Raw genomic sequence first — 16,226 nt, 5'->3', positions numbered from 1 at the left:
AAAAAACGCAAAAACGGAGGTTGAGGATATGGAGGAGAAACAGCATTATTCTCCAGGGTTGGACGGTGTGATTGCGGCAGAAACTCATATTTCTTATCTTGACACGCAGTCCAGCCAGATTTTGATAAGAGGCTATGATTTAATAGAACTTTCTGAAACAAAAAGCTATCTGGAGCTTGTCCATTTATTGCTGGAGGGCAGGCTGCCAGAAGAAAGTGAAATGGAAACGCTGGAACGTAAAATAAACAGTGCCTCAAGCCTGCCTGCTGATCATCTCCGTCTGCTTGAGCTGCTCCCTGAGGACACTCATCCAATGGATGGTCTGCGTACCGGCCTGTCGGCACTTGCTGGCTATGATCGGCAAATTGATGATCGGTCTCCTTCCGCAAACAAAGAACGCGCCTATCAGCTTCTTGGGAAAATGCCTGCCCTCACTGCTGCCAGCTACAGGATCATTAATAAGAAAGAACCGATTCTTCCGCTTCAAACCCTATCCTACAGTGCGAATTTTCTCTACATGATGACAGGGAAATTGCCGTCTTCATTGGAAGAACAGATTTTTGACCGGTCGCTCGTCCTGTACAGTGAGCATGAGATGCCGAATTCAACCTTTGCGGCCAGGGTCATTGCATCTACACATTCAGATCTTTATGGGGCTTTGACTGGGGCTGTCGCTTCCCTGAAAGGGAATCTTCACGGAGGAGCAAACGAAGCTGTGATGTATTTGCTTTTGGAGGCAAAAACGACATCTGATTTTGAGCAGCTTTTGCAAACAAAACTGAAAAGAAAAGAAAAAATCATGGGCTTCGGCCACCGGGTGTATATGAAAAAAATGGACCCGAGAGCACTCATGATGAAAGAGGCGCTGCAGCAATTATGCGATAAAGCCGGTGACCATCGTTTATATGAGATGTGCGAAGCGGGTGAGCGGCTGATGGAGAAGGAAAAAGGGCTTTACCCGAATTTGGATTACTATGCTGCCCCAGTGTATTGGATGCTCGGCATACCGATTCCTTTATATACGCCGATCTTTTTCAGCGCGAGAACGTCCGGTTTATGCGCCCATGTGATCGAACAGCATGCCAATAATCGGCTCTTCCGTCCCCGTGTCAGTTACATGGGCCCGCGATATCAAACAAAATCATGAAAGGAGCTGGTAGAATGCCGAAAACGGATCGTGTTATCGAAGAAATCACAGACTATGTGCTTGAGAAAGAGATTACTAGTGCCGAAGCGTATACAACAGCGGGGCATGTATTGCTGGATACCCTGGGCTGCGGAATCTTGGCGCTACGGTATCCGGAATGCACAAAGCTGCTTGGCCCGATTGTTCCAGGAACGACTGTGCCGAATGGAAGCAAAGTGCCGGGAACGTCATATGTTCTCGATCCTGTGAGGGCAGCGTTTAATATTGGCTGCATGATTCGCTGGCTCGATTACAACGATACGTGGCTGGCGGCGGAGTGGGGGCATCCATCCGATAACTTGGGAGGAATCCTTGCCGCTGCTGATTATGTATCAAGAGTGAGGCTGTCTGAAGGAAAAGAGCCGTTAACGGTACGCGACGTACTTGAGATGATGATCAAAGCACACGAGATCCAAGGTGTGCTGGCGTTAGAAAACAGCTTAAATCGAGTTGGCCTTGACCATGTGCTGTTTGTCAAAGTTGCGACAACTGCTGTTGCAGCAAAGCTTTTGGGCGGCGGAAGAGAAGAAATCAAAAATGCGCTTTCGAATGCATGGATTGACAATGCAGCATTGAGGACATACCGCCATTCACCGAATACAGGCTCGCGTAAATCATGGGCGGCAGGAGATGCAACGAGCAGAGGTGTTCATTTGGCGCTGATGTCGTTAAAAGGGGAAATGGGTTATCCGACAGCCTTGAGTGCACCGGGTTGGGGGTTCCAAGACGTTTTATTCAATAAGAAAGAGATCAAGCTTGCCCGTCCGCTCGACGCTTATGTCATGGAAAATGTGTTATTTAAAGTGTCTTATCCTGCGGAATTTCACGCCCAGACAGCGGCGGAGTCCGCCGTCATTCTTCACCCGCAGGTAAAGAACCGGATTGACGAGATTGACCGAGTTGTCATCAGAACGCATGAATCAGCTATCCGAATCATTGATAAAAAAGGCCCGCTCCACAATCCGGCAGACCGTGATCACTGCCTCCAATACATTACAGCAATCGGTTTGCTTTTTGGTGATATCACCGCACAGCATTATGAAGCTGAAACAGCGAATGATCCGAGAATAGATAAACTTCGTGATAAAATGGAAGTGACTGAAAATAAAACATATACCGAGGATTATTTGAAGCCTGATAAACGCTCCATCTCAAATGCCGTTCAGGTTCATTTTAAAGATGGAACGAGCACGGAAATGGTGGAATGTGAGTTTCCCCTCGGCCATCGTTTTCGAAGAGAGGAAGCAGTGCCGAAACTGCTGGAAAAGTTTTCTGACAATCTCAAAACCCATTTTCCTGATAAACAGCACAAACACATTTATGAGCGCTGTACCAGCTATGAGACATTACAAACGATGCGCGTAAATGAATTCGTAGACATGTTCTGCATGTAAAAGGGGGATTTTGTTTCATGTCGTGGATCGTCAATAAGCAATCGTCACAAGAGGAGCTTGCCGGGCGTTTCCGCAAGCTGATGTCAGCACCGGACATTCTTCAAATTCCCGGCGCCCATGACGGGATGGCCGCTTTGCTTGCGAAAGAAGCCGGTTTTTCTGCTATTTATTTGTCCGGTGCTGCCTATACAGCCAGCAGGGGGCTGCCTGATTTAGGGATCATCACATCGGCAGAGATAGCTGAACGGGCCAAAGATCTTGTGCGTGCAGCTGATCTGCCTTTGCTTGTGGATATCGATACGGGATTTGGCGGTGTCTTAAATGCCGCCCGAACAGCCCGGGAGATGCTTGAAGCCAGGGTAGCAGCCGTTCAAATGGAAGACCAGCAGCTCCCAAAAAAATGCGGACATTTAAATGGCAAACAGCTAGTTCCGATAAAGGAAATGGCGCAAAAAATAAAAGCCATTAAACAAGCGGCACCCTCCCTTATTGTTGTTGCCCGTACTGATGCCAGGGCGCAGGAAGGGCTTGATGCCGCAATAAAACGTTCAGAGGCTTACATTGAGGCGGGAGCGGACGCAATTTTCCCGGAAGCGCTACAGGCGGAGAATGAATTCCGCCAGTTTGCTGAGCGTATCCCCGTTCCGCTCCTTGCGAATATGACTGAATTTGGGAAAACGCCATATTATCGTGCCGATGAATTCGAAGATATGGGGTTTCACATGGTGATATATCCTGTCACCTCGCTTCGAGCGGCGGCAAAAGCTTGTGAGCGGATGTTTGGTTTGATGAAGGAGCACGGCTCACAAAAAGAAGGACTTCATGATATGCAGACACGAAAAGAACTGTACGATACGATTTCTTATTATGACTATGAAGCGTTAGACAAAACGATTGCCAAGACCGTTTTGCCTGACGAATAATGCAACAAAAAAAGCCGGAGCATTCTCCGGCTTTTTTTCAGCTATCGTTTTCTGAATCGCGGGCTGACTTGATTGCGTTTTCTGTCTCTGTATAAAATGAACCCGGCCAGCACATAGAGGCCGATCGCAAAAAAGATGAATCCTGACAACCCTTGGAGCCAAAGAGCTGAAAATGGCTTGATTGTATGGCCGAAAAGTGTATCTCTCATCAGTTTAATGCCTAAAGCAGAAATAGCCCCGGGGATGACTAATATTAAAAGCGCAAGAAGTCGGCTCATCTTCAGAAAACCCCTTTATCTTTTCATTTCCTTTATTGTCCAGCGGAAAAAATATTTTGTCAAGAGAAGAAAACGTGGTAACATAGGGTTGTGCAAATTATTGCAACGGAATAAATAGGTGTGCAAATTTTTTCATACAAAGGGGTATCGGGATGCAAAAGGTACTGATAGTAGGTGCCGGCAAAAGGGGAACGGCGTTATTACATATTCTGATTAAAACAGCCATCATAGATATCATTGCCGTAGTTGACAAAGACCCCGAGGCGCCGGGATTGAAAGAAGCAGAACAGTATGGGATTGCCGTATCATCTGATTGGAAACCTTACATACAACAAAAACCGGATATCGTCATTCATACTACCGGCGATCAAGCCGTGTTTGACGAGCTCCTTCAAAGAAAGCATGAAGATACCATTGTCATGCCGGGAAAAATGGCATACATCGTTTTTCAGCTGATGGAAGAAAAGCAGCACCTGATTCAAATGCTAAAAGAGCAAACCTATAAATATGACAGAATTTTTAATTCCACCCATGATGGAATGATTTTTATTGATATCAATGAAGAAATCATTCTCTTTAACCATATGGCCGAAAAAATGGTCGGAAAAAAACGTGAGGAAGTCATTGGGCGCCCAATAAAAGAAGTGATTCCGAGCACTAAGATGCCGCGGATTTTAAAAACAAGAGTGCCTGAATACAACCAGAAGCAGCTGTTAGGCGATCATTTGCAAATTGTGACCACAAGACTGCCGATTATTGATGAAGGCGGACGTCTGCTCGGGGCTCTTTGTGTGTTTAAAGATATCACTGATGCGGTCGAGCTGGCAGAGGAAGTGACCAACTTAAAGCAGGTCCGTACGATGCTGGAGGCAATTATTCAATCCTCCGATGAGGCGATTTCTGTCGTTGATGAAAACGGCATCGGCCTGCTAATCAATAAAGCGTATACGAAAATGACGGGGCTTTCTGAAAAAGAAGTCATCGGCAAGCCTGCAAACACTGATATTTCCGAAGGCGAAAGCATGCATTTAAAGGTGCTTGAAACAAGACGTCCTGTCCGCGGTGTCAGAATGAAGGTCGGCCCGAATGAAAAAGAAGTGATCGTTAATGTAGCACCGGTGATTGTGGACGGGATTTTGAAAGGCAGCGTCGGCGTGATTCACGATGTTTCCGAAATTAAAATGCTGACAGCGGAGCTTAATCGCGCCAGACAAATTATTCGCACGCTTGAAGCGAAATACACGTTTGACGACATTATCGGCAAAAGCGAGCAAATGCTGGTTGCGCTTGAGCAGGCGAAGCTCGGTGCGAAAACACCGGCAACCATCTTGCTGCGCGGGGAATCAGGAACAGGAAAAGAACTGTTCGCCCATGCCATCCATAACGAAAGTGACCGGAAATACAATAAATTTATTCGCGTGAATTGTGCAGCCCTTTCTGAAAACCTGCTCGAATCAGAATTGTTCGGCTATGAGGATGGTGCGTTTTCAGGAGCGAAGCGCGGCGGTAAAAAGGGTTTATTTGAGGAAGCAAATAACGGCAGTATTTTCTTAGATGAAATCGGTGAGCTGACACAAAATATGCAGGCCAAATTGCTACGCGTCCTTCAAGAAAAGGAAATCGTCAGAGTGGGCGGCACGAAAGCGATCCCTGTCAACGTCAGAGTGATCGCGGCGACAAATGTAAATATTGAAAAGGCGATGGCGGACGGAACATTCCGGGAAGACCTGTATTACCGGATCAATCGCTATCCGATCTCCATCCCGCCTTTGCGGCAGCGGTTGGAGGACATTGAAGCATTGAGCGTCAGACTTATCCAAAAGATCAACCGGGATTACGGCAGGAATGTAAAAGGGCTCTCACAGCAAGCCTTGCGCGCCTTATCTGCCTACCATTGGCCTGGGAATGTCCGGGAGCTTGAAAATGTCCTTGGACGAGCCATGATTTTTCTGAATCCGCATATGGAATGGATTGAAAAAGATCACTTGCCTGTATTCGAACTTGAGCAAAAAGAAAATGACACAGATCAGGGAACAGGTTTTGATTTTCCGGATATTGAAGGCGAAAAGCTGTCTGTCGCAGTAGAAAAATTTGAAGCGCATTTGATCCAGCAAACGCTTGAAAAGCATCATTTTAACCGGACAAAAACAGCAAAAGCTCTCGGTGTCAGCATTCGGAATTTATATTACAAAATGGATAAATATGGCCTTGCAAATGAAGGCATGCAATAATTTGCAGAATAAACGCAAACATCTGCACGAATGTTTCGGTATACCTGGTATGACAGCACCCTTAAGAGCTGGCATGGAACTTGCATAATAAAAGGCGGAGTCGAAACAAGAAAGGTGGTAACAGATGAAGCTGAAAGATTTAATCGGCAAAGCGTCGATACACAAAAATAAGACCATTGCGGTTGCTCATGCTGAGGATGAGGAAGTGATCCGGGCTGTAAAGCTGGCAGCCGAGCACCTATCCGCCCGTTTCTTGTTAACGGGCGACAGCAAAAAACTGAACGAGCTGACATCATCCATGCAAGGGCATCAAGTGGAAATCGTCCATGCCAATACTCCTGAGGAATCGGCGAAATTAGCGGTTCGTGCTGTGCATCATAAAACAGCGGACGTTTTAATGAAAGGCAATGTGCCGACTTCTGTTTTGCTTAAAGCGGTATTGAACAGACAGGAGGGGCTTCGGTCAGCAAGTGTCCTTTCTCACGTGGCTGTCTTCGATATACCGGATTTTGACCGGCTGATGTTTGTGACAGATTCGGCAATGAATATTGCTCCTTCGCTGGAAGAGCTCCGGCAGATTTTGCAAAATGCCGTTCATGTGGCCCATGCAGTGGGGAACAATATGCCAAAAGCAGCTGCCCTTGCAGCGGTCGAAACGGTGAACCCTAAAATGGAAGCGACCGTGAATGCAGCTGCTCTAGCTCAAATGTACAAAAGGGGCCAGATCAAAGGCTGCATTGTTGATGGACCGCTTGCTTTGGATAACGCAGTTTCACAAATTGCCGCGGCCCAGAAAAAAATTTCGGGAGACGTAGCGGGCAACGCAGATATCCTTCTCGTCCCAACAATTGAGGCCGGCAATATTTTATATAAATCACTGATTTATTTTGCCAAGGCCAGCGTGGCGGCTGTCATTACAGGAGCAAAAGCACCGATTGCTTTAACAAGCAGAGCGGACTCTGCTGAAAATAAACTGTATTCCATTGCGCTGGCAATATGCGCATCTGAAGAATACACACATTAGGAGGAACGAACATGGAACTTTTTAAATATATGGAGAAATACGATTACGAACAATTGGTATTCTGCCAGGATGAACAATCTGGATTAAAAGCGATTATCGCCATTCATGATACAACGCTTGGTCCGGCGCTTGGCGGAACGAGAATGTGGACATATGAAAATGAAGAAGCGGCAATTGAAGATGCGCTCAGATTGGCAAGAGGCATGACCTATAAGAACGCGGCGGCAGGCTTAAACCTTGGCGGCGGAAAAACAGTCATTATCGGCGATCCGCGCAAAGACAAAAATGAGGAAATGTTCCGCGCGTTTGGCCGCTATATTCAAGGACTGAATGGCAGATACATCACGGCTGAAGATGTGGGCACAACGGTCGAGGATATGGATATCATTCATGATGAGACAGACTATGTCACAGGGATTTCTCCTGCTTTCGGCTCTTCTGGAAATCCGTCCCCAGTCACAGCGTACGGGGTGTACAGAGGAATGAAGGCAGCAGCTAAAGCTGCTTTCGGAACCGACTCTCTTGAAGGAAAAACCATTGCTGTACAGGGTGTTGGGAACGTAGCCTATAACCTTTGCCGCCACCTGCATGAAGAAGGAGCAAACTTAATCGTTACGGATATCAACAAACAATCTGTACAGCGTGCAGTTGAAGATTTTGGCGCCCGTGCGGTAGATCCTGATGACATTTATTCACAAGACTGCGATATTTATGCGCCGTGTGCCCTTGGTGCGACTATTAACGACGACACCATTAAACAGCTGAAGGCGAAAGTGATCGCAGGTGCGGCTAACAACCAATTAAAAGAGACACGCCATGGTGATCAAATTCACGAAATGGGCATCGTTTATGCACCGGATTACGTGATTAACGCGGGCGGTGTCATCAACGTGGCAGATGAGCTTTACGGCTATAATGCAGAACGTGCATTGAAAAAAGTTGAAGGCATTTACGGCAATATCGAGCGTGTACTTGAGATTTCTCAGCGTGACGGCATTCCTGCATATTTAGCGGCTGACCGCTTAGCAGAGGAACGGATTGAACGCATGCGCCGCTCAAGAAGCCAGTTTTTGCAAAACGGCCACAGTGTATTAAGCAGACGTTAAGAAATTGATCTGGAGGTTATGAAAGTGCTACATGACGAAAAACGCATTCTCACAATTAATCCAGGCTCAACTTCAACGAAAATCGGTGTTTTTCATAACGAAAGAAGCATTTTTGAAAAAACATTGAGACACAACATAGAAGAGCTGCAGCGATTTGACCGAATTATTGATCAGTATGAATTTCGTAAAAACCATATTCTCGAAACGCTTCATGAACAGGGAATCAATATTTCAAAGTTTGATGCAGTCTGCGCAAGAGGCGGCCTTCTCCGGCCAATTGAAGGCGGGACCTACGTAGTGAATGATGAGATGATTGAGGATTTGAAAAGCGGCTACGCCGGTCAGCATGCTTCTAATCTCGGCGGCATTATCGCGCGGGAAATCGCTGACGGCCTGAATATCCCTTCGTATATCGTCGACCCTGTTGTCGTAGACGAAATGTCAGTGCTTGCGAAAGTTTCAGGCATGCCTGAAATTGAAAGGAAAAGCATTTTCCATGCGTTAAACCAAAAAGCTGTCGCTCGTAAAGCGGCAGCCTCCCTTGGCAAACGATATGAGAACATGAAAATGATTATTACCCATATGGGCGGAGGTATTACAATTGGCGTCCATGACCGCGGGCGAGTGGTGGATGTCAATAACGGCCTGCACGGCGAGGGACCATTCAGTCCTGAACGAGCAGGAACAGTGCCTGCGGGAGATCTTGTTGATCTATGTTTTTCAGGGGAATATACAAAAGAAGAAATCATGAAAAAGCTTGTTGGCACCGGCGGACTTTTAGGCTATCTCGGTACAAATGATGCAGTAAAAGTGGAACAGATGATTCAAGGGGGCGATGAAAAAGCCCGCTTCATTTATGATGCCATGGCATATCAGGTAGCAAAGGAAATCGGGGCAGCCAGCGCGGCGTTAAAAGGCGAAGTTGAAGCGATTGTGCTGACGGGAGGCCTTGCGTACGGAAAAAGCTTTGTTTCTGCTATCAGATCATACATAGATTGGATTTCAGACGTTTTAGTTTATCCGGGTGAAAATGAACTGCAGTCTCTTGCCCAAGGGGCGCTAAGAGTATTGCAGGGCGAAGAGCAATCCAAACAATATCGTATTGAATAGACAGACAGGAGTGAGTCACCATGGCAACTGAGTATGACGTAGTCATTCTGGGCGGCGGTACCGGCGGTTATGTTGCGGCCATCAGAGCCGCTCAGCTCGGCTTAAAAACAGCCGTTGTGGAAAAGGAAAAACTCGGGGGAACATGTCTGCATAAAGGCTGTATCCCGAGTAAAGCGCTGCTTAGAAGCGCAGAGGTATACCGGACAGCTCGTGAAGCCGATCAATTCGGAGTGGAAACGGCTGGCGTGTCCCTCAACTTTGAAAAAGTGCAGCAGCGTAAGCAAGCCGTTGTTGATAAGCTTGCAGCGGGTGTAAATCATTTAATGAAAAAAGGAAAAATTGACGTGTACACCGGATATGGACGTATCCTTGGACCGTCAATCTTCTCTCCGCTGCCGGGAACAATTTCTGTTGAGCGGGGAAATGGCGAAGAAAATGACATGCTGATCCCGAAACAAGTGATCATTGCAACAGGATCAAGACCGAGAATGCTTCCGGGTCTTGAAGTGGACGGTAAGTCTGTACTGACTTCAGATGAGGCGCTCCAAATGGAGGAGCTGCCACAGTCAATCATCATTGTCGGCGGAGGGGTTATCGGTATCGAATGGGCGTCTATGCTTCATGATTTTGGCGTTAAGGTAACGGTTATTGAATACGCGGATCGCATATTGCCGACTGAAGATCTAGAGATTTCAAAAGAAATGGAAAGTCTTCTTAAGAAAAAAGGCATCCAGTTCATAACAGGGGCAAAAGTGCTGCCTGACACAATGACAAAAACATCAGACGATATCAGCATACAAGCGGAAAAAGACGGAGAAACCGTTACCTATTCTGCTGAGAAAATGCTTGTTTCCATCGGCAGACAGGCAAATATCGAAGGCATCGGCCTAGAGAACACCGATATTGTTACTGAAAATGGCATGATTTCAGTCAATGAAAGCTGCCAAACGAAGGAATCTCATATTTATGCAATCGGAGACGTAATCGGTGGCCTGCAGTTAGCTCACGTTGCTTCACATGAGGGAATTATTGCTGTTGAGCATTTTGCAGGTCTCAATCCGCATCCGCTTGATCCGACGCTTGTGCCGAAGTGCATTTACTCAAGCCCTGAAGCTGCCAGTGTCGGCTTAACCGAAGACGAAGCAAAGGCGAACGGGCATAATGTCAAAATCGGCAAGTTCCCATTTATGGCGATTGGAAAAGCGCTTGTATACGGTGAAAGCGACGGTTTTGTCAAAATCGTGGCTGACCGAGATACAGATGATATTCTCGGCGTTCATATGATTGGCCCGCATGTCACCGACATGATTTCTGAAGCGGGTCTTGCCAAAGTGCTGGACGCAACACCGTGGGAGGTCGGGCAAACGATTCACCCGCATCCAACGCTTTCTGAAGCAATTGGAGAAGCTGCGCTTGCCGCAGATGGCAAAGCCATTCATTTTTAAAAGCATAAAGGAGGGGCTTGAATGAGTACAAACCGACATCAAGCACTAGGGCTGACTGATCAGGAAGCCGTTGATATGTATAGAACCATGCTGTTAGCAAGAAAAATCGATGAAAGAATGTGGCTGTTAAACCGTTCTGGCAAAATTCCATTTGTAATCTCTTGTCAAGGACAGGAAGCAGCACAGGTAGGAGCGGCTTTCGCACTTGACCGTGAAATGGATTATGTATTGCCGTACTACAGAGACATGGGTGTCGTGCTCGCGTTTGGCATGACAGCAAAGGACTTAATGATGTCCGGGTTTGCAAAAGCAGCAGATCCGAACTCAGGAGGCCGCCAGATGCCGGGACATTTCGGACAAAAGAAAAACCGCATTGTGACGGGATCATCTCCGGTTACAACGCAAGTGCCGCACGCAGTCGGTATTGCGCTTGCGGGACGTATGGAGAAAAAGGATATCGCAGCCTTTGTTACATTCGGGGAAGGGTCTTCAAACCAAGGCGATTTCCATGAAGGGGCAAACTTTGCCGCTGTCCATAAGCTGCCGGTTATTTTCATGTGTGAAAACAACAAATACGCAATCTCAGTGCCTTACGATAAGCAAGTCGCATGTGAGAACATTTCCGACCGTGCCATAGGCTATGGGATGCCTGGCGTAACTGTGAATGGAAATGATCCGCTGGAAGTTTATCAAGCGGTTAAAGAAGCACGCGAAAGGGCACGCAGAGGAGAAGGCCCGACATTAATTGAAACGATTTCTTACCGCCTTACACCACATTCCAGTGATGACGATGACAGCAGCTACAGAGGCCGTGAAGAAGTAGAGGAAGCGAAAAAAAGTGATCCCCTGCTTACTTATCAAGCTTACTTAAAGGAAACAGGCCTGCTGTCCGATGAGATAGAACAAACCATGCTGGATGAAATTATGGCAATCGTAAATGAAGCGACGGATGAAGCGGAGAACGCCCCATATGCAGCTCCTGAGTCAGCGCTTGATTATGTTTATGCGAAGTAGGGAGGAAGAACAAATGTCAGTAATGTCATATATTGATGCAATCAATTTGGCGATGAAAGAAGAAATGGAACGAGATTCTCGCGTTTTCGTCCTTGGGGAAGATGTAGGAAGAAAAGGCGGTGTGTTTAAAGCGACAGCGGGACTCTATGAACAATTTGGGGAAGAGCGCGTTATGGATACGCCGCTTGCTGAATCTGCAATCGCAGGAGTCGGTATCGGAGCGGCAATGTACGGAATGAGACCGATTGCTGAAATGCAGTTTGCTGATTTCATTATGCCGGCAGTCAACCAAATTATTTCTGAAGCGGCTAAAATCCGCTACCGCAGCAACAATGACTGGAGCTGTCCGATTGTCGTCAGAGCGCCATACGGCGGAGGCGTGCACGGAGCCCTGTATCATTCTCAATCAGTCGAAGCAATTTTCGCCAACCAGCCCGGACTGAAAATTGTCATGCCATCAACACCATATGACGCGAAAGGGCTCTTAAAAGCCGCAGTTCGTGACGAAGACCCCGTGCTGTTTTTTGAGCACAAGCGGGCATACCGTCTGATAAAGGGCGAGGTTCCGGCTGATGATTATGTCCTGCCAATCGGCAAGGCGGACGTAAAAAGGGAAGGCGACGACATCACAGTGATCACATACGGCCTGTGTGTCCACTTCGCCTTACAAGCTGCAGAACGTCTCGAAAAAGATGGCATTTCAGCGCATGTGGTGGATTTAAGAACAGTTTACCCGCTTGATAAAGAAGCCATCATCGAAGCTGCGTCCAAAACTGGAAAGGTTCTTTTGGTCACAGAAGATACAAAAGAAGGCAGCATCATGAGCGAAGTAGCCGCAATTATATCCGAGCATTGTCTGTTCGACTTAGACGCGCCGATCAAACGGCTTGCAGGTCCTGATATTCCGGCTATGCCTTATGCGCCGACAATGGAAAAATACTTTATGGTCAACCCTGATAAAGTGGAAGCGGCGATGAGAGAATTAGCGGAGTTTTAAAGACGTAAGGGAGGATACAATCATGGCAATTGAACAAATGACGATGCCGCAGCTTGGAGAAAGCGTAACAGAGGGGACGATCAGCAAATGGCTTGTCGCCCCCGGTGATAAAGTGAACAAATACGATCCGATCGCGGAAGTCATGACAGATAAGGTAAATGCAGAGGTTCCGTCTTCTTTTACTGGTACGATAACAGAGCTTGTGGGAGAAGAAGGCCAAACCCTGCAAGTCGGAGAAATGATTTGCAAAATTGAAACAGAAGGCGCGAATCCGGCTGAACAAAAACAAGAACAGCCAGCAGCATCAGAAGCCGCTGAGAACCCTGTTGCAAAAAGTGCTGGAGCAGCCGATCAGCCCAATAAAAAGCGCTACTCGCCAGCTGTTCTCCGTTTGGCCGGAGAGCACGGCATTGACCTCGATCAAGTGACAGGAACTGGTGCCGGCGGGCGCATCACACGAAAAGATATTCAGCGCTTAATTGAAACAGGCGGCGTGCAAGAACAGAATCCTGAGGAGCTGAAAACAGCAGCTCCTGCACCGAAGTCTGCATCAAAACCTGAGCCAAAAGAAGAGACGTCATATCCTGCGTCTGCAGCCGGTGATAAAGAAATCCCTGTCACAGGTGTAAGAAAAGCAATTGCTTCCAATATGAAGCGAAGCAAAACAGAAATTCCGCATGCTTGGACGATGATGGAAGTCGACGTCACAAATATGGTTGCATATCGCAACAGTATAAAAGATTCTTTTAAGAAGACAGAAGGCTTTAATTTAACGTTCTTCGCCTTTTTTGTAAAAGCGGTCGCTCAGGCGTTAAAAGAATTCCCGCAAATGAATAGCATGTGGGCGGGGGACAAAATTATTCAGAAAAAGGATATCAATATTTCAATTGCAGTTGCCACAGAGGATTCTTTATTTGTTCCGGTGATTAAAAACGCTGATGAAAAAACAATTAAAGGCATTGCGAAAGACATTACCGGCCTAGCTAAAAAAGTAAGAGACGGAAAACTCACTGCAGATGACATGCAGGGAGGCACGTTTACCGTCAACAACACAGGTTCGTTCGGGTCTGTTCAGTCGATGGGCATTATCAACTACCCTCAGGCTGCGATTCTTCAAGTAGAATCCATCGTCAAACGCCCGGTTGTCATGGACAATGGCATGATTGCTGTCAGAGACATGGTTAATCTGTGCCTGTCATTAGATCACAGAGTGCTTGACGGTCTCGTGTGCGGACGATTCCTCGGACGAGTGAAACAAATTTTAGAATCGATTGACGAGAAGACATCTGTTTACTAAATAAGCAAAAAGAGCATTTTTTGAAGTTTTGTTTCAAAAAATGCTCTTTTTCTATGCTTTATTATTCAGCGATCCGTATTTTCATTTCGACTCGATATTCTTCTTGTTTTTTCGGGGAGTAATGAATCGGTATGATTAACTCGTATACATCACTGACAACTGTTAATTGGCGGTCCGCGATATATTTGATAAGCTTCTGTAAGTTGAGAAAATAATGTTCAGGCGAAAAATTATACGCGATACACGCATACCTCCCTTTAGGGATCGTTGTGATTTCCATATCCGGCGTAATTGATGAAATCTGTTTATTCGTCAATACAGGTGTGAAAATATGACGGTAAGTCATTTCATCAATGCTGGTGTAGGGCTGAAAAGAGAAAGTAGCGCCGTAGCTATTGTTCGTAAATCCATCTGCTGACTCGATAAATTTTTTTAATTTGCTGTAGGAGGCGTTGAGCACGTTTTCAGGCCCGATTCCTTCTGCCTCTGTCTGAATGATCCGTATTTCTTCTTCATCTAAAACAAACACCTCACCGAGCGCGGGATATTCCATCTGCCGTTTCATCCGCTTTTTCACCAATGAAATGGTTTGCTCCAGGGCTGATAAAAAGTCTAATTTCTCCCTGATTTGCCTCTCCTGCTCTGTATAAAAAGCAAACAGTTCTTCCATCTCTAAGTCCTGTGCTTTTTTCATCTCTTCTAAAGGTGTGCCGATATATTTCAATGATTTGATCAAATCCAGATGAATGAGCTGAGAATCTGTATAATAGCGGTAGCTGGTATCCGGGTCGACGTAGGCTGGTTTAAATAAATCAATTTTATCGTAATAACGGAGCGCTTTTATCGACACGTTTGCCAGTTTTGATACTTCCCCAATTGAGTAATACGATTCCTTCATGCCATCACTCCTTCTATCATCAGTATAAAGAAGAAGCGCATTCTTTGCAGTACACAAAGAATGCGCTTCTTATCACGTGCTGGCTTTAAGATGTGCAGGCGCTTTCCAAGCAATGGTCAGTGCAATCCCTATGGCTAAGGTGACCGTTGCAAAGTAGAAAGGATAGTTTACATCTATATCGAACAGCATTCCGCCGATAATAGGCCCGAATACATTGCCGATACTTGTAAACATTGAATTCATACCGCCGGCAAACCCCTGTTCATTTCCCGCAATCTTTGACAGGTAAGTCGTTACCGCAGGCCGCATGAGATCAAATCCGACAAATACGGTGACTGTCACCAGCAGAATCGCAACATATGAATGTACCGTTGTCAGCAAGAATACCAGACTCGTCGAGAGAATTAAGCTGTACCGAATTAAATGAATTTCGCCAAACCATCTTGTGAAGCGGTCGAATAAGACGACTTGCGTAATGGCGCCAACAATCGCTCCTCCTGTAATCATAATGGCAATGTCGCTGGCCGTAAATCCGAATTTATGATCCACGAATAATGCAAATAAAGATTCAAATGATGCTAAACCAAAAGACGAAATTAAGATAATGAGAAAAGCTATGAAATACATGGGGGCAAAAATTCGTTTAAAGCCTGTCTTCTGTCCTTTTATTTCCTGATTTTCAGGGTTTCGTTCCGGCTCGCGCAGCGTGAGGATTGATAAAATGGCTGCTAACAGTGCAAAAGCTGCCGCAAAGAAAAAAGGCAGCCGGGAATGGACTTCTGCTAAAAATCCCCCGATGCCGGGGCCGATAATAAATCCTGTTGAAATAGCGGCTGACATATAACCGAGCGCTTTTGGCCGTGTTTTAATGGTCGTGATATCTGCAATAAAAGCCGTGACCCCGGGCATAATGAAGGCTGCGCTGATACCGCCCAGCATACGGGAGATAAATAACATCTCAACTGTTTTTCCAATGCCGAACAAAAACTCCGACACACTAAAGAACAACAGGCCGATTACGATCATGATCTTGCGCCCGAAGCGATCAACCCATCGTCCGGCTATTGGTGAGACAATGAGCTGTGTAATAGCGAAGCAGGCAACCATATAGCCGACCGCGGTCCCCGATAAATGCAATTCATTCATAATGGTCGGCGTTACTGGAATCACAAGCCCGATCCCCAAAAAAGCAATAAATAAATTGGTTAATAATATAGTTAAGGTAATATTTTTCTTCTCCATATGACTTCCCCTTTTTCAAGTGTGTATCCCTTATACTGTAAGACCTCCTCCTAGGGGAGAGTCAACGGATTTGCAAAATCT

At 46.3% G+C, this 16,226-nt stretch carries 14 protein-coding genes; 11 read left to right on the top strand and 3 right to left on the bottom strand.

The window, feature by feature from the left end; genetic code table 11:
- Window positions 1-28 precede the first annotated feature (28 nt).
- From mmgD to mmgF, 3 genes are read left to right on the top strand one after another with little or no spacing between them, the layout of a single operon-like run.
- Entirely contained in the window at window positions 29-1,147 is a 1,119-nt protein-coding gene (gene mmgD / locus BSU_24140; RefSeq protein ID NP_390294.1) for a bifunctional citrate synthase/2-methylcitrate synthase, read from the top strand.
- A 14-nt stretch (window positions 1,148-1,161) separates the two neighbouring features.
- A complete protein-coding gene (gene mmgE, locus BSU_24130; protein NP_390293.2) occupies window positions 1,162-2,580 on the top strand; it encodes a 2-methylcitrate dehydratase (promiscuous) in 1,419 nt (472 codons plus the stop codon).
- 17 nt (window positions 2,581-2,597) lie between these two features.
- Window positions 2,598-3,503, top strand: coding sequence for a 2-methylisocitrate lyase (gene mmgF / locus BSU_24120; RefSeq protein ID NP_390292.1), 906 nt, complete (start codon window positions 2,598-2,600; stop codon window positions 3,501-3,503).
- 41 nt (window positions 3,504-3,544) lie between these two features.
- Here the strand turns inward: mmgF and yqzF are convergent, their stop codons facing one another.
- Window positions 3,545-3,781, bottom strand: coding sequence for a hypothetical protein (yqzF, locus tag BSU_24110; RefSeq protein NP_390291.1), 237 nt, complete (start codon window positions 3,779-3,781; stop codon window positions 3,545-3,547).
- Window positions 3,782-3,933: 152 nt separating this feature from the next.
- Here yqzF and bkdR point away from each other — a divergent pair, with 152 nt between their 5' ends.
- The 8 genes from bkdR (at window position 3,934) to bkdB (ending at window position 14,005) form a co-directional block, all read left to right on the top strand.
- A complete protein-coding gene (gene bkdR / locus BSU_24100) occupies window positions 3,934-6,012 on the top strand; it encodes a transcriptional regulator (protein NP_390290.1) in 2,079 nt (692 codons plus the stop codon).
- A 124-nt stretch (window positions 6,013-6,136) separates the two neighbouring features.
- On the top strand, window positions 6,137-7,036 hold the full coding sequence (ptb, locus tag BSU_24090) for a phosphate BCFA and butyryl coenzyme A transferase (protein NP_390289.2): 900 nt from the start codon (window positions 6,137-6,139) through the stop codon (window positions 7,034-7,036).
- An 11-nt stretch (window positions 7,037-7,047) separates the two neighbouring features.
- Window positions 7,048-8,142: a branched-chain amino acid dehydrogenase gene (bcd, locus tag BSU_24080; RefSeq protein NP_390288.1), complete on the top strand. Its 1,095-nt coding sequence runs from the start codon at window positions 7,048-7,050 to the stop codon at window positions 8,140-8,142.
- A gap of 18 nt (window positions 8,143-8,160) precedes the next feature.
- Window positions 8,161-9,252, top strand: a complete 1,092-nt coding sequence (buk, locus tag BSU_24070) for a branched-chain fatty-acid kinase (RefSeq protein NP_390287.2) — start codon at window positions 8,161-8,163, stop codon at window positions 9,250-9,252.
- Between the two features lie 20 nt (window positions 9,253-9,272).
- Window positions 9,273-10,697, top strand: coding sequence for a branched-chain alpha-keto acid dehydrogenase E3 subunit (dihydrolipoamide dehydrogenase) (lpdV, locus tag BSU_24060; RefSeq protein ID NP_390286.2), 1,425 nt, complete (start codon window positions 9,273-9,275; stop codon window positions 10,695-10,697).
- A gap of 21 nt (window positions 10,698-10,718) precedes the next feature.
- Window positions 10,719-11,711 (top strand): branched-chain alpha-keto acid dehydrogenase E1 subunit, encoded by a 993-nt coding sequence (bkdAA, locus tag BSU_24050; protein NP_390285.1) that lies wholly within the window; start codon window positions 10,719-10,721, stop codon window positions 11,709-11,711.
- 13 nt (window positions 11,712-11,724) lie between these two features.
- Window positions 11,725-12,708, top strand: a complete 984-nt coding sequence (gene bkdAB / locus BSU_24040) for a branched-chain alpha-keto acid dehydrogenase E1 subunit (RefSeq protein ID NP_390284.1) — start codon at window positions 11,725-11,727, stop codon at window positions 12,706-12,708.
- Between the two features lie 22 nt (window positions 12,709-12,730).
- The gene (bkdB, locus tag BSU_24030) at window positions 12,731-14,005 is read left to right on the top strand and encodes a branched-chain alpha-keto acid dehydrogenase E2 subunit (lipoamide acyltransferase) (RefSeq protein NP_390283.1); all 1,275 of its coding nucleotides are present in this window, start codon (window positions 12,731-12,733) and stop codon (window positions 14,003-14,005) included.
- A gap of 61 nt (window positions 14,006-14,066) precedes the next feature.
- Here bkdB and bmrR read toward each other — a convergent pair whose 3' ends face one another.
- Entirely contained in the window at window positions 14,067-14,903 is an 837-nt protein-coding gene (gene bmrR / locus BSU_24020; protein ID NP_390282.2) for a transcriptional regulator (MerR family), read from the bottom strand.
- Between the two features lie 72 nt (window positions 14,904-14,975).
- Window positions 14,976-16,145: a multidrug-efflux transporter gene (gene bmr / locus BSU_24010; protein NP_390281.2), complete on the bottom strand. Its 1,170-nt coding sequence runs from the start codon at window positions 16,143-16,145 to the stop codon at window positions 14,976-14,978.
- Window positions 16,146-16,226 lie beyond the last annotated feature (81 nt).

The sequence above is a fragment of the Bacillus subtilis subsp. subtilis str. 168 genome, assembly GCF_000009045.1.
Taxonomy (GTDB): domain Bacteria; phylum Bacillota; class Bacilli; order Bacillales; family Bacillaceae; genus Bacillus; species Bacillus subtilis.
The sequence above is the reverse complement of the archived record's forward strand: the minus strand, read 5'-3'. Positions and strand labels throughout refer to the sequence as shown.

What these genes read in the sequence shown, in the direction of transcription:
- mmgD (NP_390294.1), top strand. Translation starts at nt 29, where the DNA reads ATGGAGGAGAAACAGCATTATTCTCCAGGGTTGGACGGTGTGATTGCG.
- mmgE (NP_390293.2), top strand. Translation starts at nt 1,162, where the DNA reads ATGCCGAAAACGGATCGTGTTATCGAAGAAATCACAGACTATGTGCTT.
- mmgF (NP_390292.1), top strand. Translation starts at nt 2,598, where the DNA reads ATGTCGTGGATCGTCAATAAGCAATCGTCACAAGAGGAGCTTGCCGGG.
- yqzF (NP_390291.1), bottom strand. Translation starts at nt 3,781, where the DNA reads ATGAGCCGACTTCTTGCGCTTTTAATATTAGTCATCCCCGGGGCTATT.
- bkdR (NP_390290.1), top strand. Translation starts at nt 3,934, where the DNA reads ATGCAAAAGGTACTGATAGTAGGTGCCGGCAAAAGGGGAACGGCGTTA.
- ptb (NP_390289.2), top strand. Translation starts at nt 6,137, where the DNA reads ATGAAGCTGAAAGATTTAATCGGCAAAGCGTCGATACACAAAAATAAG.
- bcd (NP_390288.1), top strand. Translation starts at nt 7,048, where the DNA reads ATGGAACTTTTTAAATATATGGAGAAATACGATTACGAACAATTGGTA.
- buk (NP_390287.2), top strand. Translation starts at nt 8,161, where the DNA reads ATGAAAGTGCTACATGACGAAAAACGCATTCTCACAATTAATCCAGGC.
- lpdV (NP_390286.2), top strand. Translation starts at nt 9,273, where the DNA reads ATGGCAACTGAGTATGACGTAGTCATTCTGGGCGGCGGTACCGGCGGT.
- bkdAA (NP_390285.1), top strand. Translation starts at nt 10,719, where the DNA reads ATGAGTACAAACCGACATCAAGCACTAGGGCTGACTGATCAGGAAGCC.
- bkdAB (NP_390284.1), top strand. Translation starts at nt 11,725, where the DNA reads ATGTCAGTAATGTCATATATTGATGCAATCAATTTGGCGATGAAAGAA.
- bkdB (NP_390283.1), top strand. Translation starts at nt 12,731, where the DNA reads ATGGCAATTGAACAAATGACGATGCCGCAGCTTGGAGAAAGCGTAACA.
- bmrR (NP_390282.2), bottom strand. Translation starts at nt 14,903, where the DNA reads ATGAAGGAATCGTATTACTCAATTGGGGAAGTATCAAAACTGGCAAAC.
- bmr (NP_390281.2), bottom strand. Translation starts at nt 16,145, where the DNA reads ATGGAGAAGAAAAATATTACCTTAACTATATTATTAACCAATTTATTT.